Raw genomic sequence first — 19,674 nt, 5'->3', positions numbered from 1 at the left:
AATTATATTTTAAGTTTATAAAACTTTTTTGCATTATTATAAAAGATGTTTTGTTTTTCATCTATACTTAAATCTTTAAGTAAATTTGTTGCTGCATTATACCATCCTGAATAATTTGTTCTTAAGTTACAGACAGGCCAATCAGATCCCCACAAAATTTTTTTATCAGTAAATAGATTTAATATCTCATCTACATATGGTTTTAGATCTTGCTCAGTCCAATTTTCGCAGGCTTCTGTGACCATACCAGAAAATTTACAATATACATTTTCTAGCTTAGATAATTTGTTCATACCTTTTTGCCAATGAATAAATTCTTCTTGTTTATTATTACAGATTTTTGGTTTCATTAAATGATCTATGATAAATCTTAGAGAAGGATATTTTGTAGCAATTTTGTAAAAATTTTCTAAGTGCACTGGAAATCCTAGTGCATCAAAGCTTAAATCTAAATTAATTATATTTTTAAAAAAAGTATCAAAATTTTTATTTAAAACCCAATTTTCATCTGGAATATCTTGTATCATAGGTCTTACTCCAAGAAATTTAGAATGTTTTGAGAAAATTTTTAATTGTTCTAATTGATTTTGGTCTTCAAAATTCACCCAACCAATAACTCCACAAACTAAATCAGAACCTTCAGCAATATTTAACATATATTCAGTTTCTGCATTAGTTGCTGCAGCTTGAACTAAAACAGTTTTGTGTAAATCTATTGAGTCAGAAACTTGAATTAAATCTTTAACTTCATATTTTTGATTTAATATTGGATTGTCTTTTGGCATCCAATGATAATCACCCCTTGAAGGATCCCAAAAATGTTGATGTGAATCAATAACTTTCATAAGTTATTATAAATTAGGTTCACTCTCCCAAAATGCTTTCATCTAAAATCTTAGTGTCATATGCTGAATAAGAATGCCATCCTGCAACTGTTTGATCAAAATCAACAATACTTCCAGTCATAATACCCGACTCATCTGAGCACAAGAAAGCTAAAATCTTAGCAACATCCAAAGGTTTGTTTAATCTTTTAAATGGAACTTTGGCTTCAGCTTTTTTTAACCAGTCATCATCTGCATTATGAAATTTTTTTTGAATTACTGTTTCTGCTGGCGTATCTGTCCAACCTAAATTTACACCATTCACTCTTATTTGGTGCCCAGATACTGAATTTGCAACATTTTTAATCATTATAGCTAATGCTGCTTTAGAAGAGCTGTAAGCAGTTAAGAAAGGCATACCACTATATCCAGCCATTGATAAAATATGAGCAATAGTTCCTTTTTTTTTATCCCTAATCATTATTTTTATAACATCTTGCATCATAAAAAGTGGAGCTTTCACATTTACATTAAAATTTTTGTCATAATTTTCCTCTGTTGTACTTAAAATTGTTCCTCTCTCAGTAAAAGCAGCAACATTAATAAAACTATCTACAGTATTAAATTTTTTATCAGTCTCAGAAATTATTTTTTTACAATCTTCAAGTTTTTCTAAATCTGCTTGAACGTATAAGCATTCCGCACCTATACTTTCTATTTCAGATTTTACTTTGTTTCCTTTGTCGCTATTTCTACCACAGATAGTTACGCCTTTAGCACCTCTACTTGCAAGCAATTTTGCTGTCTCAGCTCCACTACCTTGAGTACTTCCTGTTACAATTATTATTTTATTTTTAAACTGGTTAGCTAGATCAGATATATATTTATTAGTCATAAAATTTTAAGTTATACAGATAACTAAGCCCAATATAAAATTGGGCTTAGAAACTTTTAAGAAGAATAATGATTTTATCCTGCAATACAAGATCCAATGTTTGGTTTCATACAAACATCAAGACCTGTATAGATTGCTTTTAGTGATGGGTTGTCAAATTTTAATGCTTTACCATCTACTATGTCTTTAAGAACATACATAGCTTTATAGCCCATCATATATGGCTGTTGACCTACTTGACCATGAGTTCTTCCAGCATCTAAATCTTCCATTTGCATTGGAAGAGTGTCTGCAATTACTACAGCAGTTTTCATAGAACTAATTCTATCTGCATGCTTTTCAGCAACTCTTCTGAAAGCTTTAGATACGAATTGAGGGAAACCGCCTGTTGGTACAAATGCTGTTAGGTTTGGATGTTTTGCAAAGATATCTTCCATTTGTTGAACAGAAAGAGGGAAATCATCGTTCGTGTACAGAGGACATCCGCTAGCTTCAGTCCATCCATTTTCACCCTTAAGAGCCGCACTAGGATAAGTTCCTGAGTCTGCTCTTCCAGCAATAGTATCTCTTATACCTGACATTCTTTCATTGTGGTTTGCAGCTGCAGCACCACCAGATTGTATACAAATTTCACCACCGTTAGGTTTTAACATCATAACAATTTGAGCAAGGTATACACCAATGTCATAGTTTTTTGTTCCGACATAAGCTGCTCTTAAACCAGCATCTTTAGTTAAAAGATCTGAGTCCCAAGTAATGATTGGAATATCTGTTCCTTTAACAGCTTTTGCCATTGCAGCCGCATTAGAAGATGCAACAGCAATTCCATCAACACCTTTAGCAATTAAATCTTGAACAATTTGCACTTGTTCTTGTTCAGTATGCTCTCCAGGTCCAATGTATAAACACTCTATCCCGCCAATTTCTTTCTCAGCAACTTTACAACCATCTCTCGCTAAATCAAAAAACGGGTTGTTCATAGCTTTTGGAACTAATGCAAAAACTTTATCAGCTGCATATGAAATTCCAGAAATTGATACAAAAATAAATGCTAACATTGCAATTATTGTTTTTCTCATATTTCTCTCTCTCTTAGTTAGTTAATTTAATAAACAGATACTATTTAGAATGTTTTTACGTTTCAAGTAAAATGATGTTATTCAACTAAAAAGTGATACATCAAATGATTGATTTTACATCAATTAATGTTACGATGTTTATATGAAAAATCATTGGAAAAATGTCTCTATTAAGAAAATTTCTGAGGAATCAGGATATGGTACAGCCACTGTAGATAGAGTTTTAAATAACAGAAAAGGGGTGAGTAAAAAAACTAAAGATAAAATTATAAAAATTTTAAATAACCTTCAAAACGGAAATAATACAAATCAAACTAAAAATATTTTAATTTGTTGTCAATCAGGACCTTCATACAATAAGACTCTTGAGGAGAGCTTAGATAATATTAATAATGAAATTTATAAGTTTAATTTAATAAAACATTTTATTCCTGCAAAAGAATTTAAACCCAGTCAATTTGTTAAAATTTTAAGAGAAACTTCAAATTTTGATGCAGTGATTATAGTTTCACAAGAGGACCAAAATATAAATAACGAGCTAAGTAAAATTGCGAGTGAAGGAAAACCTGTGATTACATTAACAACTGATTTTCCAAATTCGAACAGAGTAGCTTATATTGGTAACAATCAATCTAATGCCGGATCGACTGCTGCAAGTATAATTGGAAAAAATGTTGGTAAAAGATCAGGTTCAATTTTGATGGTCATGAGTATGCCATATAGGTGTCAACAGGAAAGAGAACTGGGTTTTAGAAAAGTATTAAGATCAGAATTTCCAAATCTTAAAATCAAAGAAAGTGTTTTCAATTTAGATACATCGGAACAAAGTTATAAATATGTAAAAAAATATATTAAAGAAAATGGACCACCTTTAGGAATTTATAATATTGCTGGAGGAAATTTAGGTGTCGCTAAAGCAATTAGTGAAATGAATGTAAAAGATCATATTATATTTGTAGGTCATGAACTAAATAAAAATTCTAAAAATCTTTTAGAAAATGATAAAATGGATTTTGTTATAGGCCACGATGTTGAATTAGAAATCAAAGTTGCATTTGATAAAATTTTAGATTTTGAGAAAAATCCAGATAATCAAAATTCTTTTTTTTCAGATATATTAATTTTCAATAGATATAATTGTATGGATAAAAAAGTTTATTAACTAATTCTTTTTATTCTTAACTTTTTCTAACCAAACTGCACCTACGATAAATATTCCTAAAAATGTTCCTTGCCAATAAGGGTCAATTCCAGCCATTAGAAGACTGTTTCTAATTGTTTCCATTAATGCAGCACCAATAAATGCTCCAAAAGTACCACCAACACCACCCATTAAGTTAGCACCACCAATAACTGTTGCTGCAATAACTCTTAATTCATAAGTATAACCTAAAGCATTAGTTACAGAGCCCATCCATCCAACTATCATAACAGCAGAAATTGCCGCAAATAGTCCACTGATCATGTAGACTGACATTTCAATCCATCTCGTATTAATTCCAGATAATTCAGCAGCTTTTTTATTACTACCAACCGCAAAAACATGTTTGCCATATGAGGTATATTTCAATACTAAACCCATAACTATCGTAAGAAATATTAATAACCAAGTTGCGTTAGCAAGACCTAGCATTGAACCTCCTCCAATTTCATAAAACATTTCATCTTTAGGTCCAAATTCATAAAACATTTTATTGTTTGAGACTACTAAAGCTAAACTTCTTGCAGCAGCCATCATTCCTAAAGTGACTACAAAAGGAGAAAGTTTAACATAAGCAATTAGATATCCATTTACTGCACCAATTAATGTACCAGCAAGTAAAGCTAAAATTATTGATACCCAAACATAAACTCCTTCAAAATATGAGGCTTTGGAATACCATTCAGGTAAAAATTGAGCATCCAAAAATAAACCACATATAACTCCTGTAACACCCATTATTGACCCTACAGACAAATCTATCCCAGCGGTAATAATCACAAATGTCATTCCAATTGCCATTATTCCGATGAAAGAAAAGTTTCGTGTAATATTAAAAAGATTATCTTTGCTAGAGAAAGCATCTTCTACAAAAAACATAATAAAACAAATCCCAAATAAAGCTATTGTTACCCAAAAAGATTGTTCAGAAACAAGTTTTTGTAATAAATTTTTTTCAGTCTTAGAGATTATTTCCTGATTAAATTTTACTGAACTCATACTCTATTTATTGCTCCTGTAATTAAGCCTGTAGCTTCTTCTGTAGAAGAATCTTTTATATTTTTTTCGCAAACTTTTTCACCTCGTCTTAATACTACTAGCTTGTCGCATACTTCAAATATATCTGGCATTCTGTGACTAATTAACATCACTGCTATTCCTTGATCTTTTAATCTTTTTATAAGATCTAATACTTCAGCAACTTGCCTAACACTAATTGCTGCTGTTGGTTCATCCATTAAAACTAATTTAGGATTTGTAAGTCTTGTCCTTGCAATAGCCACAGCCTGTCTTTGTCCACCAGACATTTGCATAACTAAATCTTTTGGTCGAGTTTCGGATTTAAGTTCCTCAAATAATTCAGAGGATTTTTTAAACATTGCAGGATAATCCAAATACTTAAATGGCCAAATACCTTTTTGTATCTCTCTACCTAGAAAAACATTAGATGCTGCAGTTAAATGATTACAAAGAGCTAAGTCTTGATAAACTACCTCAATACCAGATTTTCTTGCATCTATTGGTTTTTCAAATGACACAGTATTATTTTCAAACTTTATTTCACCATTTGAAGGTTTAAAATTACCAGCTATTATTTTTAGTAGTGTAGATTTACCTGCTCCATTATCACCCATTAATCCTACAGTTTCAGCTTCTTTAATATCAAAACTAACCCCTGTTAAAGCCTGTATGGCTCCAAAATTTTTTTCTATATTATTTAAAGAAAGAATGCTCATTTTAGAATTTTACATCTACAACTTTGCCACTTTCAAATGATTCATATGCTGCATTAGCTATTATTAAAGCGTTTCTACCATCTTCAAATCCTACTAATGGTTTTGTTTTATCTTCAACACATTTTACAAACTCATTAAATTGATCTCTGTAAGCTTGCTCATATCTTTCAATAAAAAAGAAATGTATGGGTTCTTTTTCATTTGTAGATGTACTTGTGTATCTTTCTAAAGAAGTTGGGGTTTGATTGTTTGAAATTACCATACCTTTACTTCCAAACACTTCTACTCTTTGGTCATATCCATAAACTGCTCTTCGAGAGTTATTAATATGGATTAAAACTCCTTTTTTTGATTTTAGAATAAACATTGCTGTATCTAGATCTTTTTCTTTCTGTGAATTTTTATCAAACAAAGCACCTCCAAATGCAGATATCTGAACTACAGGATCATCCCCTAAAATAAATCTAGTTAAATCGAAATCATGTATAGTTGTATCTCTAAAAAATCCTCCTGCAGCTTTTAGATAGTCAATCCCTGGGGGCTCAGGATCTCTACTTGTAATAACAACCATTTCTAATTCACCAATTTCTTTTTTTACTCTTGCTTGTTGAGCTTTTGCATGACTTGCATCAAATCTTCTATTAAAGCCGATTTGAATAGGAACGTTTGTTCCCTTTATATTTTCCATGCATTCATTTACTTTATTGATATCTAAATCAATTGGCTTTTCACAGAAAATTGCTTTTCCTGCTTTTGCAGCCATTGTGATAAATTGAGTGTGTGTTGGTGTAGCTGAAGCTATAAGAACTGCATCTACATCATCTGAATTTATTGCTTCTTCAGGTGAAGATGTAATTGAACATCCTGTTGATTTTGATACTTCTTTAGCAAATTCTGAATTAACATCATATATATATTTTAATTTTGCATTCGGATGTGCTGCAATAAATTTAGCATGCATTTTTCCAATTCGTCCTGCTCCCATTAAAGAAAAGTTAAGCATAAGAATATAGAACAGAATTAAAAAATAAAATCAAGAAACATTTTTTAATGATGAATTAAACATCAAATTAAATTATAATTTTCTTGATGCACAAAACATCATAATTTAAAAATAAATTTAACTTTTTAAATAATTAATATGTCAGTAAAATTAGGAATAGCACCAATTGCTTGGAGTAACGATGATATGCCAGAATTGGGTGGTGATACTTCTTTAGAACAATGTTTATCTGAAGCTAGTCAGGCAGGATTTATTGGAATTGAATCTGGTGGTAAATTTCCAAAAAAATCAGAAGAATTAATTCCAAAACTTACCAAATTTAATCTTAATCTATGCTCAGGTTGGTATGGAGCTAATTTAAGAACAAATAGTGTTGATGAAGAAAAAAATCTCATTCAAGATCAACTAAAACTTTTTAAAGATTGTAATTCACCATGTATGGTTTTTGCTGAAGTGTCTGGCTCAATTCAAGGAGATCCAAATCGAAAACTATCTACTAGACCTCAAATGGATCTCGAAGAATCTAAAAAATATTATGAAAAAATTTCTGAAATGGGAAAATATCTTGAAGACGAAGGTATGCCGCTTGCTTATCACCATCATATGGGAACCGTAATAGAGACAGAAGAAGATACAGTAAGATTACTTGAAAACACTCATGATAGTGTAAAACTAACATTAGATACTGGTCATATGTTGTTTGCTCAGGGAGACTCATTAAAAATATTAAACGACTTTAGCGAAAGATTAATTCATATGCATTGTAAGGACATTAGAAAAAATGTTTTAGAAAAATCTTTAAAAGAAGACTTAAGTTTTAGAGGAGCATTTTTAGAAGGTGCATTTACAGTTCCAGGCGATGGATGTATTGATTACAAGCCTTTATTTGATGTGTTGAAAGAAAAAAATTATTCTGGATGGTTAGTAGTAGAGGCAGAACAAGATCCTGCAAAAGCAAATCCATTTGAATATGCAAAAATAGGTTACAAGTATTTAACTGAAACTTTAAATCTTAGTGGTATTGAGATTTATAAAAGTTAACTTTCAATAAAAATAAACTTAAACTTTAAGATTAATTTCTTACTACAGTCTTACAATTTTTGATTTTTCTAAAGTATCATCGAAATAATCAATTATATTTTGAATTGTTTCTACACCCATTCTTGTCATACATTCATCAGTAAATGCTGCTGTATGTGGACTTAAATAAACTTTTTCATTCTTTAAAAGAGGATTATCATTTTCTGGTGGCTCTTGTTTGAATACATCAATTCCTGCTCCAAATATTAAATCTTCATTTAAAGCCTTATCAAGATCTTCCTCATGAATAATTCCACCTCTTGCAGCATTAATGATGATGCAGTTTTTCTTCATCGTTTTAAGTAAATCATAATTAATAAGATTTTCTGTTTTTTCTGTTAAAGGCATATGTAAAGATATTACATCCATTGTTTTTACTGCCTCTTCAAGATTATCAACTTTTTTTCCACCAAGCTTCTCTATTGTATCTTTATCTACAAATGGATCATAGACGAACACATTCATTTCAAATCCCAAACATCTTTTAATAAGTGCTTTACCTATTCTACCAAATCCCATAATTAGGAAATTTTTTTTCCATACTTCAATAGTTTTGGGTAATTTATTTCTATCCTTAAAATTACCTTCTTTAACCGTTGTATGATAAAGCTCTCTTCTTTTTGCAATATTTAGCAAGACAAACATAACATGCTCTGCAACTGTAACTGCATTTGCATTAGCTGTAATAGCAATTTTTATATCTCTTTCTTTAGCTGTTTTTAAATCAATATTATCGTAGCCAACTCCATGTCTAGATATTACTTTAAGATTTTTGGCTTCGTTAATTACCTCACCTGGTAGTTTTGCTATTCTTATTGAAGCACCATCACAATCTTTTATTTTAGCCTTTAAGTTTTCTACTGAAACATCGTCTGTTACCTCTACATCAAAATCTGGATGGTTATTAATTAATTCCATGCCTTTATCATGAACTTTTTGGATAATTAGAATTTTCTTTTTATTACTCATAATTTTATTTAAGCTTTTCTGTTGAAGGCTTTTCTAATACGAAAAATATCTAACAAAGTAAAATAGTTTTTTAAAAAGTTGTAATTATTTTCTTATTAAAATAAATTTAGTTGTGAATTTAACTATAAAAACTCTACTTTACATTTTTAACTTTCTTGAAAAGATAAATACTTTTTTTCTAAGAATTGGAAGACAATTTGCATGGATCGCAATTTTTTTAATGGTTGTCGTAATTATGATCCAGGTTTTCTTTAGATATGTTCTCAACAACGCATTACCTTGGCCTGATGAAGTTGCGAGATTTTTAATGTTATGGATGACAGGGTTAATTGCTCCTTCAGCTTATAGATGGGGTGGTTTTGTCTCAATTGATATGCTGGAAAGATTTTTACCTAAAATCATATCAACTTTTTTAACTTTATTTTTATTGATCATATCTTTATTAGTTTTGATCATTGGACTTGAATTAGGTTTGAAACACATTAATGCTGGATGGATATTTAATTCAGCTTCAATCAAAATTCCATTTAATTTAATTGGCGGCAAAGCAGAGCCAATAAAATTAGCCTGGATGTATATGTCGTTACCTGTTGGAATTGTTTTTTTGATTTCAGTAAACATAGAGTTAATTTTAAGAAATTTTTTAAGTAATTTTACAAAATTAGAATTACCTGATGATTTAGATAAACAAAAATTGGAGACACAATAATGTTAATTTGGTTTCTCCCTTTATTTTTATTATTTTTGTTAATTGGATTACCAGTATTTTTTGGATTGTTGGCTGCTCCTGGAATTTTACTTTGGCTGAATGATCAATCTAGAGATGGAGCAATGCTTTATAGAAATATTTACAATGGTATTGATAGCTTTCCTTTAATGGCAATTCCTTTTTTTATGTTAGCTGGTGAGCTAATGAATAGGGGAGGAATTACTCAAAGATTAGTAGAATTTAGCCAGGCGATGATGGGGCATTTAAAGGGTGGCTTGGCACATGTTAATGTTTTAACTTCAATGCTCTTTGCTGGCCTATCTGGATCTGCAGTTGCAGATACTTCTGCAATTGGTTCAATGTTAATCCCTGCAATGGAGAAGCAAGGGTATACTAAAAAATTTTCAGCAGCAATTACCGCAGCGAGTTCAGTAATTGGTCCAATTATTCCACCTTCAGGAATAATGATTATTTATGCATACGTTATGGGAGAGAGTGTAGCTGCCTTATTCCTAGCAGGTATTATTCCTGGAATTTTAGTTGGTGTTAGTTTGATGGTTACAATCAAGTTTATGGCTAAAAGATATAATTTTCCTGCCGTAACAAAAAAGACAACATGGAGACAAAGAGGAAAAGCTTCTTTGAAAGCTTTTTTCCCATTAATGACTCCTGTTATAATTTTAGGAGGTATACTTGGAGGAATTTTTACTCCAACTGAAGCATCTGCAGTTGCAGCTGCTTACGCAATGTTTATTGGTTTGTTTGTTTTAAAATCTTTAGAGTGGAAAGACGTACCAAAGGTTATGACAAAAGCTGCAATGGTTTCATCTGTAGTATTACTTTTGGTTGGTGCTGCAATGGCTTTTAAAACAGTTGTTAGTTTATCTCATGCACCAGAATATCTTGCTGAGTTTGTTTTGGGATTAACTGATAATCCTTATATATTATTATTTCTTATTAATATTTTACTATTTGTTGTTGGAATGTTTTTAGATGCAGGTCCTGCAATAATTATTTTAGGACCAATACTAGGACCAGTGTTTGTAGAATTAGGTGTACATCCAGTTCATTTTGCAATTATTATGTCAGTTAACTTAACTGTTGGTTTAGCAACACCACCAATGGGTTTAGTTTTATTTGTTGCATCCTCAGTTTCTGGTGAAAGAGTTGAAACTATATCAAAAGCTATATTGCCATTTTTAGCAGTAGAAGCAATTGTGATATTTTTAATTACTTACTTTCCATCAATCTCAATGACCATACCTTTACTTACAGGTTTTGCAAAATAATTTTAATTTTTAGACAATAGACACAAAGGTGCAATTTATGTATATTTTCTATACTTAAATATATATTTAATAAGAGGGAAATAATTATGAGTAAATTAATTAAATCATTTTTTTCATTATTATTCTTAATTAGTTTTACAGCTTCTGTTTCAGCTGCTGATTACAATTTAAGAATGACAATGAACTCTAATGATCAAGATGAAGACTATGATGGTGCAGTAGTATTTAAAAACTATGTAGAAGCAGCATCAAATGGAAAAATATCTGTAGAACTTTTTGTAGGTACACAATTATGTTCTAAAGGAGCAGAATGTTTACAAGGTGTTTCTGATGGAAGCATCGACGTTTACATTTCTACTTCTGGAGGAGCAGCTGGTGTATTCCCATATGTTCAAGTTTTAGATTTACCATATCTAATGGCAGACGACAGAATTGCTGAAGATGTTATGCAAGGTGATTTTGTAAGAACTATGAGACAAATGGCTTTAAAAGATTCAGGCGATACAATAAGATTAATGACTATCGGAAACACTGGTGGATGGAGAAATTTTGCTAACACTAAAAGAAGAGTTGCAGAACCATCAGACATGAAAGGTCTAAAAATTAGAACTGTTGTAGCTGACTTACCTCAAGAGCTTGTAAGAGCTTTAGGTGCATCACCAACTCCTATTCCATGGCCAGAATTATTTACATCTTTTCAAACAGGTGTAGTTGAAGGTTCTAAAAATGGAATAACTGACATTATGAACATGAAGTTTCCAGATGCAGGTCTAAAATATGTTACTTTAGATGGTCATGCGTACATGGGAGCACTTTGGTGGATGAACAATGCAAAATATCAATCTATGCCAAAAGAACTTAAGAAAGTTATTACGGATGGATTTTATGCATTGCAACAAGCTACATTTGCATCTCCAAAAAGAAAATCAATCAAAGCTTATGAAGACTTTGTAGCAGGCGGTGGAGATTTATATGTTCCAACTCCAGCACAAAAAGCTAGCTTCAAAAAAGCTGCTAGTCCAGTTTATGATTGGTTTAAGTCAAATGTTAAAGGTGGAGGACAAATCTTTGACGCTTTAACAAGTGCAGTTGCTGATGCTGAGAAAAAAGCATCAAGTGCATACGACAAAGACTTATAATCTTAATTTAATAATGGGGCGGATTTAATTATTCGCCTCATTACCTAAACGGATAAATCCAAGCTTTGTAATCTTTGATAAGTATATGTGCTTTTTCAATTTGTTCAGGTGTCATTTTTTTAATAACTTCTTCTTGAGAAATCGCAGCATCAGGATCACCTCCAATAGCAGACAAACCATACCACATGTAAGCTCTAACAAGATCAGGAGCAGGAAGTCCTCTACCGATTTCATAATACCATCCAACACCCGATTGAGCACCGGGATGACCTTTCATCGAAGATCTAAGATACCATTCAAAAGCTCTAACATCGTCTTGCTCAACTCCAAGACCCATTGCATACATTATTCCAATAAGCTCTTCAGCATCAGCGTTCCCAGATCTGGCAGCTGGCATCAGCTCTTCCATAGCTTCTTGAAATTTTCCAGCTTCCATCAAATCTCTAGCATTTTCAATTTCTGCAAAAACTATAGATGGAATAAAAAAAATTATAAAAAAGTATCTCAACATATAAAAATATTAATATTTATAATTCCATTTTTAATTTCAGCAAACAAAACATATTCAATTGAATTACCAAAACCTTTAACAGGTAATGATTTTCATAAAGTTGATATGGAAAAGGTTAAAATAGGAAGACTTTTATTTCATGATAAAATTTTATCTGCCAATCGTAATATTGCTTGTGCAACTTGTCATAGCCATGATCTAGGAGGTTCTGATGGACTTTCATTGGGAATTGGTGAAGGAGGACATGGTATTGGATTAGAAAGAACAGCTGGATCAGGGGATGATAAAATTAAAAAACGTATTCCAAGAAATGCTTTAGCATTATGGAATTTAGGATTTAAAGATATTACCACATTACTTCACGATGGAAGAGTGACTAAATCTGATATATTTGGAAATGGTTTTAATACCCCAGCACAAGAACTGCTTCCAAAAGGTCTTGATAATATAGTAGCAGTACAAGCTTTATTTCCAATGACAAGACAATTCGAAATGGCTGGAAATCCAGGTGAAAATGAAATTATAGGATTGGTTTCAAAAGTTGGTAAAGATAGTATGAGAATTGATAGAGTCTGGCCTGTAATCGCTCATAGAATAAGAGGGGTTCCTGAATATGTTGAGATGTTTAAACATGCTTTTGATGATGTTGATAATGCTTTAGACATAAATATTACACATATAGTAAACTCAATTGCGGCTTTTGAAATTCATGAATGGACATCTTTTGACTCTCCATTTGATGAATATTTAAACGGAAATAAATTGGCTTTAAATCAAAATCAGATTGCAGGTATGAATTTATTTTATGGCAAAGCTAATTGTAGCTCATGTCATTCAGGGTCTTTATTGTCTGATCAAAAATTTCACTCAATAGGTATTCCACAATTTGGACCAGGCAGAACCAGACCATTTGATCCTTATGCACGTGATGTTGGAAGAATGGTTGAAACAGATGATGTGTATGACATGTATAAATTTAAAACACCCGCTCTAAGAAATGTTTCTTTAACGGCACCTTATGGTCATAATGGTGCTTATCCAACACTTAAGGGTATAATTAAACATCATTTAAATCCAGTAACTATGAATAAAAATTGGAAACCTCAATATGCAAATTTACCAAAGGCTCCATGGTTAGAACAAATAGATTTTGTGACTTTTTCTGACAAAAGAGAACAGGATAGAATTATTTCAAGTATAGATATCAAGCCAATAGATTTAAGTGAAAAAGAAATTGATCAATTAGTCTCTTTTTTACAATCTCTAACTGGAAAAAGTGGAAATCAAAGACCGCTCGGTAAACCAGAAAAAGTACCAAGTGGATTAACAATTGATTAAATTTATTTAATTAAACTGATAGATAATAAATATGGAAAAAATTAAATATGGAATAATTGGAGCTGGCACAATGGCTCGAGAACATATTTTAAATTTATCTCTAATAGATGAAGCCGAGGTAGTTGCTCTTTCAGATCCTCACGAAGAGTCTTTGAAACAGTGTCAAGAATTACTTAAATCAGAAGTTGTTTGCTTTAAAAATCATCAAGATTTGATTAAAGAAAATTTAGTCGATGTATATATAATCTCATCTCCTAATTTTACTCATATTCAAATTTTAAAAGATGTAATTCAAACTAAGAAACACATATTGGTTGAAAAACCTTTGTGTACTAAGACAAAAGATTGTTTAGAAATAGAAAAACTTACTAAAGATTATCCATCAGTATTTTGGACTGCAATGGAATATAGGTACATGCCTCCTGTTTCAAAATTTATTAAAGAAATTCACAACAAAACAATTGGTGATCTAAAAACATTAACAATAAGAGAGCACAGATTTCCTTTCCTAAAAAAAGTAAATGACTGGAACAGATTTGAAAAAAATACTGGAGGAACTTTAGTTGAAAAGTGTTGTCATTTTTTTGATTTGATGCGTTTTATTGTTAAGAGTGAGCCCGTAAGTGTTTATGCGAGTGGGGGACAAGATGTAAATCATTTAGATGAGGAATATGATGGGAAAAAACCAGATATTATTGATAATGCTTACGTAATTGTTAATTTTGAGAACGGATCAAGAAGTATGCTTGAGCTCTGTATGTTTGCTGAAAATTCTGAAATGCAAGAAGAGTTAACCGCAACAGGAAATATTGGTAAAATTGAAACTTCAGTTCCTTCAAACGAGTCTGGGAAAACTACTTCTGATGTAAGAATTGGTATGAGAGATGGAAAAATTAAACAAGAAAGTGTTAGTGTAGATCCAAAAATACTTGAAGCAGGACATCATCATGGTTCAACTTATTATGAACATTTAGCCTTTATAAATGCAGTAAAAAATAAATTAAAGCCAGAGGTATCTTTGAGTGATGGATTGATTGCAGTTGCTGTTGGTGAAGCTGCTGAGACATCAATTAAACTTGGAAGAGTGGTTAAGTTAAACGAGATAATTACTTAAAAAAATCAATCGCCTTTTTAACTATAAAATTACTAACTCTTATATTTGACTCTGTAGTGACGCCTGAAATATGAGGAGTTAAAATACAATTAATTTCAGATGTTATTCTTTCGTATAAATCTTTTTTAATAGGTTCATTTTCAAATACATCTAATGCAAATCCTGAAATTAGATTTTGATCATAAGCATTTATAAGATCATTCTCATTTACAACACTACCTCTAGAAGTATTGATTATAATTGGCTGTTTTTGCATTTTAGAAAATGAAGTCTTGTTGATTAAATTTTTAGTATTTTCTGTTAAAGGTAAATGTAAAGAAATAATATCTGCATTTTTAAATACATCTTCTAATGTAGATAATTTATAATTTTTTTCATTATCTTCTAATTTTTTAATATAAGGATCATAAGCCAAAACATTTAGTCCATTTTTCAAACTATAGTCAGCAACTTTTCTGCCGATAGTACCAAAACCTACTATTCCAATACACTTTCCATTTATTTCAGCAGATTTAATAGTTGTTCTAGGCCAATCACCTTTGACCGTTCCATTATGAAACATAGGAATTTTTTTTATTAAAGACATAGAAGATGAAATCACATACTCAGCTACAGAGTCTGCGTTCATGCCGGTTGCAGGTTGGACATGAATATTTTTGGTTTTACAAAATTCAGTATCAATGTTGTCTAAACCAACACCTAATCTTCCTATAAATTTTAAATTATTAGCGTTAGATAAAATATCTTTATTTACTTGAGTTTTATTTCTGACAATTAAACCATCATAATCTTTAATAATTTCTTTAAGCTCATCTTTTTTTTCCCAAAGCTTTTCATCAAATTTGATTTCAAAACTCCTGTTTAGATTGTTCAAACTGTCTTGATTAATAAACTCTGTTATTAATATTTTAGCCATACTTACTTATATATATTTTTAACTTAAATTGAATAACTTACTTTTTAATTGAAATAGTTGTTGGCCTTATTGAATTTGAAACAATATTTCTAGAAAGTTTTATCTCTCTTAAAACGATATAAATTCCAGCACCAATTATAAAAACATTTCCTAAATAAATATTCCAAGTAGGGATTTCATTAAAAATATAAAAACCGATCAATGCACCAATTAATAATTGAACATATTGTGTGTTCGCAAATATTGAAGCAGGAAGATGTCGAGCAGAATTTATAATAAAAATCATTCCCATTCCTCTTAATAAACCTGCGTTAAAATTTAAGAAAAAATCTGTTTTAGTCATTGGTATATAAAGCTCAAATGTAATCACACCTGAAATAACAATTAAGATTAACTTTCCAATTATTAAAAATGAATACACACTCTCTGATTGACCATATTTTTTAACCAACAAATGACCCACAGACCCAAAAATTGGTATTAATAATGCCAATAATACATAGTTATTAATTTCTCTTCCAAAAGGATCGATTGCAATTATTGTTCCAATAAAACCTACTAATATTGCCGTATATCTTCTCCAACTTACTTTTTCTTTTAGAAAAATTACAGAACCAATTGTTAATACAAAGGGTGTAAAGAAGATTATGCTATACATGGTTGTCAGTGGAAGTTTATTTATACAAAGAAAAAATAATCCCATTGAAATTATTAAAGTTATTGCTCTAACCAAATGTACAAAAAAGTTTTTAGTCTTAATTTTTTTCCAAGAATTTCTAACTTGCGTGTAAAGTAAAATTGGCAGTAATGCCGATAAAGAATTAATAAATATTATTTGTGTTACATGATAATAATTTGTCAATTCTTTTGCTATAGAGTCCATGATAACAAATAAGGAATAACCAAGAATTGCTAAAAAAAAGTCTACCGAGTAGACACGGGTAGTTACTGAATTCATTTGTTAATTTTTATAATAATTTTGAAAGATCTTTTTTACTATTCTTAAACGTTGGCAAAGGATATTTAAAGGCATATTTGCGTGGAATACATTTTTCTTTTGCTTTTTCCCAAAGAGCTAACCATTGTTTAAAATTCTGAATTTTAAGATTTTTTTTATTTTTGCTTCTTACATAGAAATTTGGAAGTGGATCTCTCCCAGAAGGTTGACCAGCTACATTGTATCTAAGGTCTGCACTTATTCTAAAATCATTTGATCTATTAGGTAAGGAGCAGTGAATTGAATGTTTATGCAAAAGAATTACATCTCCAACGTCTGCCTCTAAGTGAATATGCTGCATTTTATCCAGTAATTTACTGTCTTTAATTTCTACTTGGCCTCTATAACCAGCAATATGATTTAATAATCCCATTTTATTAATTTTCTTAACAGTAATCATGCACCCATTTTTTTTTGTAGTTTTTGTAAAAGGTATCCATACAGTAACCATGTCAGTCAATTTTTGCCCTTTAGGACTTAGAACTGCAGCATCCTGATGCCAAGGTGTTCTTCCACTTAAACCGTCTAAAATTGAACCTTTTGGTAATTTTTTTTCAGGTTGTTTAATTCTAGTATTTTGTACTGGATTAGACATGATTTCTTTTCCCAAAATTTTTTCAACAACATCTAAAATATTTTTATTAGTAATTAAATTCCATAAAGATTGAGTAGCAAAGTAATCACTATCTTTCTTAACGTGATCTCTTGGCAATCTAGTATTAAAATATTGATCTAAATCATCAATTTTTAATTTCGATATATAAGAATATTTTTTTTTAAAATCTAAATTAAGAACTTTTTTTACATCCTTTTTTTTTGCAAATTTTTGGATCAAACAATCCATTACAAATTCCATGTCATTAAGGATTGGCTTTAAATCTCTTTGATAGTTAAGAACATTTTTTACTTTTAAATATCCTTGTTCAAATAATTTCTTTTTTAGATTATTTGGCATTAATAGAACCTAGTAGAAATTTTTAACAATATCAATTCTTAGGAGCAGTTGTTAAATAATTTGCATCATGAAAAGAAGTTAACATTTTTTTCTTCGTACTGATGATGTGTGGATAGTAAGCTGTTCCTTTATAATTCCAAATAACTGGCTTATTGAGTGCGTAACTTCCATAAATAAAAAATCTTTTTGGACAGTTTTTTTCTATAAAACGTTTAACTCCATGATAAGAATTTGGTGTAGATTGAAAAAATACCACAGTTCCTTTCTTTGGAGTAAATGCTTTTACTATTTCTAATTCACTCATTTTTGGAAATCGCCTGAAACTTTTTCTTAAATTTTTCTTTGATTTTTTTCTATAAATTGTAAGTGATCCTCCATTTTTCTTTGGAATATCTGTTAGATAAATTAAGAAATTATACAATCTCGTAATATCATCTCTATGAGGACGTAGTCTGTATCCTCCTTTAGAAACCGAAAAATCAATATCTAAATTAACTTTTGGGTTAGTGTAATTGTTTCCTAATAATTTTTTTAATTCACTTGAATTTAATTTCTTTTTAATAGTAAATTTTTTTTGATTAAATATTTTTGGTTTGTGAGTGTTTGTCCAAGATCCATCTTTAAAATTTTTAGAAAAAAGAGTTTCAATTTTTTTATAAAATGCCTTGCTATTAAAAAGTTTGAAGAGTTTTGCAGAATTATTTGAAGATTTAATATAGTTATTAAAATTTTTTGAGCCTTTATTAATTCTGCTTCGACCACCCATTATCATGTCATCAAAAGCTTTAGATTTACTAATTTCATCAATTAATAAATTGCAAGTATTTTTCTCAACGACTTTATCTCCAACTAGTACAGGAAAATTACTTTTAATTTTTTTTAATCGATTAATTTTAAGCATTAACTATACATACCTTCTTTAACCTTGATCATTTTATACATCAGGTCATTTAAAGGTGTTTTTACTCCATGTTTTTTTCCAATTTTAGAAACAGCACCACTTATAAAATCAATTTCTGTTTTTCTTTTGTATTGAACATCAAAAGCCATTGAAGATTTGTTAGTTTGCATAGAATCTACAATTTTATTGAACATAAATAGACACTCATCTTCAGAAACATTAACTCCATCAGCAAGTGCTACTTCTCTTGTCTCTAAAATGATTTCTTTACCAAGCCCTCTTGAAACATCATTAGCCTTATTATTTACGTAAAGATCGGTGTGATGTAGGTCAAATATAGCTGAAAGAGGACCAATCGCTGTTAGAGCAAAAAGCTTCATCCATTTTCTTTTTTTAACATCTTCAGCTGCAATCATTTCTAAATTATGTGCAGTAAAAGTATCAGCTATTTCTGTAATTCTTTCCGTTATTCCTCCTTCATATTCACCAATCCATGAAGGCAATGCGCCATGGTTCATTATATGACCTGGTCCTAAAATATTAGAAGCTTGTGTTGTTGTTCCACCGATTACTTTTTCATTTCCAACGATACTTTGAATTATTGCTTCATGACCAATTCCATTTTGAAAAGACATGAAAACTGTTTTTTCACCAATAATATTTTTAATGCTATTTAACGCTGGTTCTAATGCAGTTGCTTTACACATAACAATCACTGCATCCATCTTATCTAACGATGATGGATCTGAAGTAGCATTAACTTTAATTATACGATCACCACCGTGACCATCCATTTTCAAACCATCTTTATTAATTGCATCAACATGCTCTTTCCAAACGTCAATTAAAGTTACATTTAAACCTTTTTCAGCTAGTAATCCTCCAAACAGACATCCCATTGCACCTGCGCCTAATACGGCTACTTTTAAATCTTTATTTATCATCGTTACCTTTTTAAAATTATTTATGTATAGAAATTATATATATTATCTATAGACAATATGCAAAATAAATTATA

Annotated in this window: 20 protein-coding genes; 7 read left to right on the top strand and 13 right to left on the bottom strand. The window is 30.4% G+C overall.

Annotated features, from left to right (window positions below; genetic code table 11):
* Positions 1 to 2: 2 nt before the first annotated feature.
* The 3 genes from ACTTAS_RS04200 to ACTTAS_RS04190 all read right to left on the bottom strand — a co-directional run bounded on the left by ACTTAS_RS04200 (position 3) and on the right by ACTTAS_RS04190 (position 2,798).
* The gene (locus tag ACTTAS_RS04200; RefSeq protein WP_440678421.1) at positions 3 to 845 is read right to left on the bottom strand and encodes an amidohydrolase family protein; all 843 of its coding nucleotides are present in this window, start codon (positions 843 to 845) and stop codon (positions 3 to 5) included.
* A 19-nt stretch (positions 846 to 864) separates the two neighbouring features.
* Positions 865 to 1,719 carry an SDR family oxidoreductase gene (locus tag ACTTAS_RS04195; RefSeq protein WP_440678420.1) on the bottom strand — a complete coding sequence of 285 codons (855 nt, stop codon included), beginning with the start codon at positions 1,717 to 1,719 and terminating at the stop codon, positions 865 to 867.
* A gap of 74 nt (positions 1,720 to 1,793) precedes the next feature.
* On the bottom strand, positions 1,794 to 2,798 hold the full coding sequence (locus ACTTAS_RS04190) for a substrate-binding domain-containing protein (RefSeq protein ID WP_440656426.1): 1,005 nt from the start codon (positions 2,796 to 2,798) through the stop codon (positions 1,794 to 1,796).
* Positions 2,799 to 2,940: 142 nt separating this feature from the next.
* On the opposite strand from ACTTAS_RS04190, the gene ACTTAS_RS04185 reads away from it, so the two are divergent.
* A complete protein-coding gene (locus tag ACTTAS_RS04185; protein WP_440656427.1) occupies positions 2,941 to 3,960 on the top strand; it encodes a LacI family DNA-binding transcriptional regulator in 1,020 nt (339 codons plus the stop codon).
* Here the strand turns inward: ACTTAS_RS04185 and ACTTAS_RS04180 are convergent, their stop codons facing one another.
* Genes ACTTAS_RS04180 through iolG form a run of 3 tightly spaced genes read right to left on the bottom strand, consistent with a single transcriptional unit; the run spans position 3,961 to position 6,738 of the window.
* Positions 3,961 to 4,998: an ABC transporter permease gene (locus ACTTAS_RS04180; RefSeq protein ID WP_262589493.1), complete on the bottom strand. Its 1,038-nt coding sequence runs from the start codon at positions 4,996 to 4,998 to the stop codon at positions 3,961 to 3,963.
* A complete protein-coding gene (locus tag ACTTAS_RS04175; RefSeq protein ID WP_440678419.1) occupies positions 4,995 to 5,735 on the bottom strand; it encodes an ATP-binding cassette domain-containing protein in 741 nt (246 codons plus the stop codon). Before ACTTAS_RS04175 ends, ACTTAS_RS04180 begins: the two co-directional genes overlap by 4 nt.
* A gap of 1 nt (position 5,736) precedes the next feature.
* Positions 5,737 to 6,738: an inositol 2-dehydrogenase gene (gene iolG / locus ACTTAS_RS04170; RefSeq protein ID WP_440678418.1), complete on the bottom strand. Its 1,002-nt coding sequence runs from the start codon at positions 6,736 to 6,738 to the stop codon at positions 5,737 to 5,739.
* Positions 6,739 to 6,876: 138 nt separating this feature from the next.
* Here iolG and iolE point away from each other — a divergent pair, with 138 nt between their 5' ends.
* Positions 6,877 to 7,779 carry a myo-inosose-2 dehydratase gene (gene iolE, locus ACTTAS_RS04165; RefSeq protein WP_440678417.1) on the top strand — a complete coding sequence of 301 codons (903 nt, stop codon included), beginning with the start codon at positions 6,877 to 6,879 and terminating at the stop codon, positions 7,777 to 7,779.
* Between the two features lie 42 nt (positions 7,780 to 7,821).
* On the opposite strand, the gene ACTTAS_RS04160 is transcribed toward iolE, so the two are convergent.
* Entirely contained in the window at positions 7,822 to 8,787 is a 966-nt protein-coding gene (locus tag ACTTAS_RS04160; protein WP_440678416.1) for a hydroxyacid dehydrogenase, read from the bottom strand.
* A 112-nt stretch (positions 8,788 to 8,899) separates the two neighbouring features.
* Here ACTTAS_RS04160 and ACTTAS_RS04155 point away from each other — a divergent pair, with 112 nt between their 5' ends.
* From ACTTAS_RS04155 to ACTTAS_RS04145, 3 genes are all read left to right on the top strand, one after another.
* Positions 8,900 to 9,496 carry a TRAP transporter small permease gene (locus tag ACTTAS_RS04155; RefSeq protein WP_440678415.1) on the top strand — a complete coding sequence of 199 codons (597 nt, stop codon included), beginning with the start codon at positions 8,900 to 8,902 and terminating at the stop codon, positions 9,494 to 9,496.
* A complete protein-coding gene (locus tag ACTTAS_RS04150) occupies positions 9,496 to 10,785 on the top strand; it encodes a TRAP transporter large permease (protein ID WP_440614589.1) in 1,290 nt (429 codons plus the stop codon). Before ACTTAS_RS04155 ends, ACTTAS_RS04150 begins: the two co-directional genes overlap by 1 nt.
* Positions 10,786 to 10,871: 86 nt before the next feature.
* Positions 10,872 to 11,924 (top strand): TRAP transporter substrate-binding protein, encoded by a 1,053-nt coding sequence (locus ACTTAS_RS04145; RefSeq protein ID WP_440635021.1) that lies wholly within the window; start codon positions 10,872 to 10,874, stop codon positions 11,922 to 11,924.
* Positions 11,925 to 11,964: 40 nt separating this feature from the next.
* Here the strand turns inward: ACTTAS_RS04145 and ACTTAS_RS04140 are convergent, their stop codons facing one another.
* On the bottom strand, positions 11,965 to 12,435 hold the full coding sequence (locus tag ACTTAS_RS04140) for a tetratricopeptide repeat protein (protein ID WP_440618622.1): 471 nt from the start codon (positions 12,433 to 12,435) through the stop codon (positions 11,965 to 11,967).
* Between the two features lie 105 nt (positions 12,436 to 12,540).
* Here ACTTAS_RS04140 and ACTTAS_RS04135 point away from each other — a divergent pair, with 105 nt between their 5' ends.
* On the top strand, positions 12,541 to 13,773 hold the full coding sequence (locus tag ACTTAS_RS04135; protein ID WP_440678414.1) for a cytochrome-c peroxidase: 1,233 nt from the start codon (positions 12,541 to 12,543) through the stop codon (positions 13,771 to 13,773).
* Between the two features lie 31 nt (positions 13,774 to 13,804).
* Complete coding sequence (locus tag ACTTAS_RS04130; protein ID WP_440678413.1) at positions 13,805 to 14,887, top strand: Gfo/Idh/MocA family protein; 1,083 nt, start codon at positions 13,805 to 13,807, stop codon at positions 14,885 to 14,887.
* On the opposite strand, the gene ACTTAS_RS04125 is transcribed toward ACTTAS_RS04130, so the two are convergent.
* Genes ACTTAS_RS04125 through ACTTAS_RS04105 form a run of 5 tightly spaced genes read right to left on the bottom strand, consistent with a single transcriptional unit; the run spans position 14,880 to position 19,600 of the window.
* Complete coding sequence (locus tag ACTTAS_RS04125) at positions 14,880 to 15,803, bottom strand: NAD(P)-dependent oxidoreductase (protein WP_440678412.1); 924 nt, start codon at positions 15,801 to 15,803, stop codon at positions 14,880 to 14,882. The genes ACTTAS_RS04130 and ACTTAS_RS04125 overlap by 8 nt on opposite strands.
* A 37-nt stretch (positions 15,804 to 15,840) precedes the next feature.
* A complete protein-coding gene (locus ACTTAS_RS04120) occupies positions 15,841 to 16,761 on the bottom strand; it encodes a DMT family transporter (RefSeq protein ID WP_440678411.1) in 921 nt (306 codons plus the stop codon).
* Between the two features lie 10 nt (positions 16,762 to 16,771).
* Positions 16,772 to 17,755: a phytanoyl-CoA dioxygenase family protein gene (locus tag ACTTAS_RS04115; RefSeq protein WP_440678410.1), complete on the bottom strand. Its 984-nt coding sequence runs from the start codon at positions 17,753 to 17,755 to the stop codon at positions 16,772 to 16,774.
* A gap of 31 nt (positions 17,756 to 17,786) precedes the next feature.
* A complete protein-coding gene (locus ACTTAS_RS04110; RefSeq protein ID WP_262589477.1) occupies positions 17,787 to 18,656 on the bottom strand; it encodes a 2OG-Fe(II) oxygenase in 870 nt (289 codons plus the stop codon).
* Positions 18,656 to 19,600 (bottom strand): ketopantoate reductase family protein, encoded by a 945-nt coding sequence (locus tag ACTTAS_RS04105; RefSeq protein WP_262589476.1) that lies wholly within the window; start codon positions 19,598 to 19,600, stop codon positions 18,656 to 18,658. Before ACTTAS_RS04105 ends, ACTTAS_RS04110 begins: the two co-directional genes overlap by 1 nt.
* Positions 19,601 to 19,674: the final 74 nt, after the last annotated feature.

Source organism: Candidatus Pelagibacter sp. HIMB1611 (assembly GCF_052047715.1).
GTDB lineage: Bacteria > Pseudomonadota > Alphaproteobacteria > Pelagibacterales > Pelagibacteraceae > Pelagibacter.
This window is presented reverse-complemented; position numbering and strand designations above follow the sequence as displayed.

Coding starts and splice junctions, on each gene's coding strand:
- ACTTAS_RS04200 (WP_440678421.1), bottom strand. CDS start 845: ATGAAAGTTATTGATTCACATCAACATTTTTGGGATCCTTCAAGGGGT.
- ACTTAS_RS04195 (WP_440678420.1), bottom strand. CDS start 1,719: ATGACTAATAAATATATATCTGATCTAGCTAACCAGTTTAAAAATAAA.
- ACTTAS_RS04190 (WP_440656426.1), bottom strand. CDS start 2,798: ATGAGAAAAACAATAATTGCAATGTTAGCATTTATTTTTGTATCAATT.
- ACTTAS_RS04185 (WP_440656427.1), top strand. CDS start 2,941: ATGAAAAATCATTGGAAAAATGTCTCTATTAAGAAAATTTCTGAGGAA.
- ACTTAS_RS04180 (WP_262589493.1), bottom strand. CDS start 4,998: ATGAGTTCAGTAAAATTTAATCAGGAAATAATCTCTAAGACTGAAAAA.
- ACTTAS_RS04175 (WP_440678419.1), bottom strand. CDS start 5,735: ATGAGCATTCTTTCTTTAAATAATATAGAAAAAAATTTTGGAGCCATA.
- iolG (WP_440678418.1), bottom strand. CDS start 6,738: ATGCTTAACTTTTCTTTAATGGGAGCAGGACGAATTGGAAAAATGCAT.
- iolE (WP_440678417.1), top strand. CDS start 6,877: ATGTCAGTAAAATTAGGAATAGCACCAATTGCTTGGAGTAACGATGAT.
- ACTTAS_RS04160 (WP_440678416.1), bottom strand. CDS start 8,787: ATGAGTAATAAAAAGAAAATTCTAATTATCCAAAAAGTTCATGATAAA.
- ACTTAS_RS04150 (WP_440614589.1), top strand. CDS start 9,496: ATGTTAATTTGGTTTCTCCCTTTATTTTTATTATTTTTGTTAATTGGA.
- ACTTAS_RS04145 (WP_440635021.1), top strand. CDS start 10,872: ATGAGTAAATTAATTAAATCATTTTTTTCATTATTATTCTTAATTAGT.
- ACTTAS_RS04140 (WP_440618622.1), bottom strand. CDS start 12,435: ATGTTGAGATACTTTTTTATAATTTTTTTTATTCCATCTATAGTTTTT.
- ACTTAS_RS04135 (WP_440678414.1), top strand. CDS start 12,541: ATGGAAAAGGTTAAAATAGGAAGACTTTTATTTCATGATAAAATTTTA.
- ACTTAS_RS04130 (WP_440678413.1), top strand. CDS start 13,805: ATGGAAAAAATTAAATATGGAATAATTGGAGCTGGCACAATGGCTCGA.
- ACTTAS_RS04125 (WP_440678412.1), bottom strand. CDS start 15,803: ATGGCTAAAATATTAATAACAGAGTTTATTAATCAAGACAGTTTGAAC.
- ACTTAS_RS04120 (WP_440678411.1), bottom strand. CDS start 16,761: ATGAATTCAGTAACTACCCGTGTCTACTCGGTAGACTTTTTTTTAGCA.
- ACTTAS_RS04115 (WP_440678410.1), bottom strand. CDS start 17,755: ATGCCAAATAATCTAAAAAAGAAATTATTTGAACAAGGATATTTAAAA.
- ACTTAS_RS04110 (WP_262589477.1), bottom strand. CDS start 18,656: ATGCTTAAAATTAATCGATTAAAAAAAATTAAAAGTAATTTTCCTGTA.
- ACTTAS_RS04105 (WP_262589476.1), bottom strand. CDS start 19,600: ATGATAAATAAAGATTTAAAAGTAGCCGTATTAGGCGCAGGTGCAATG.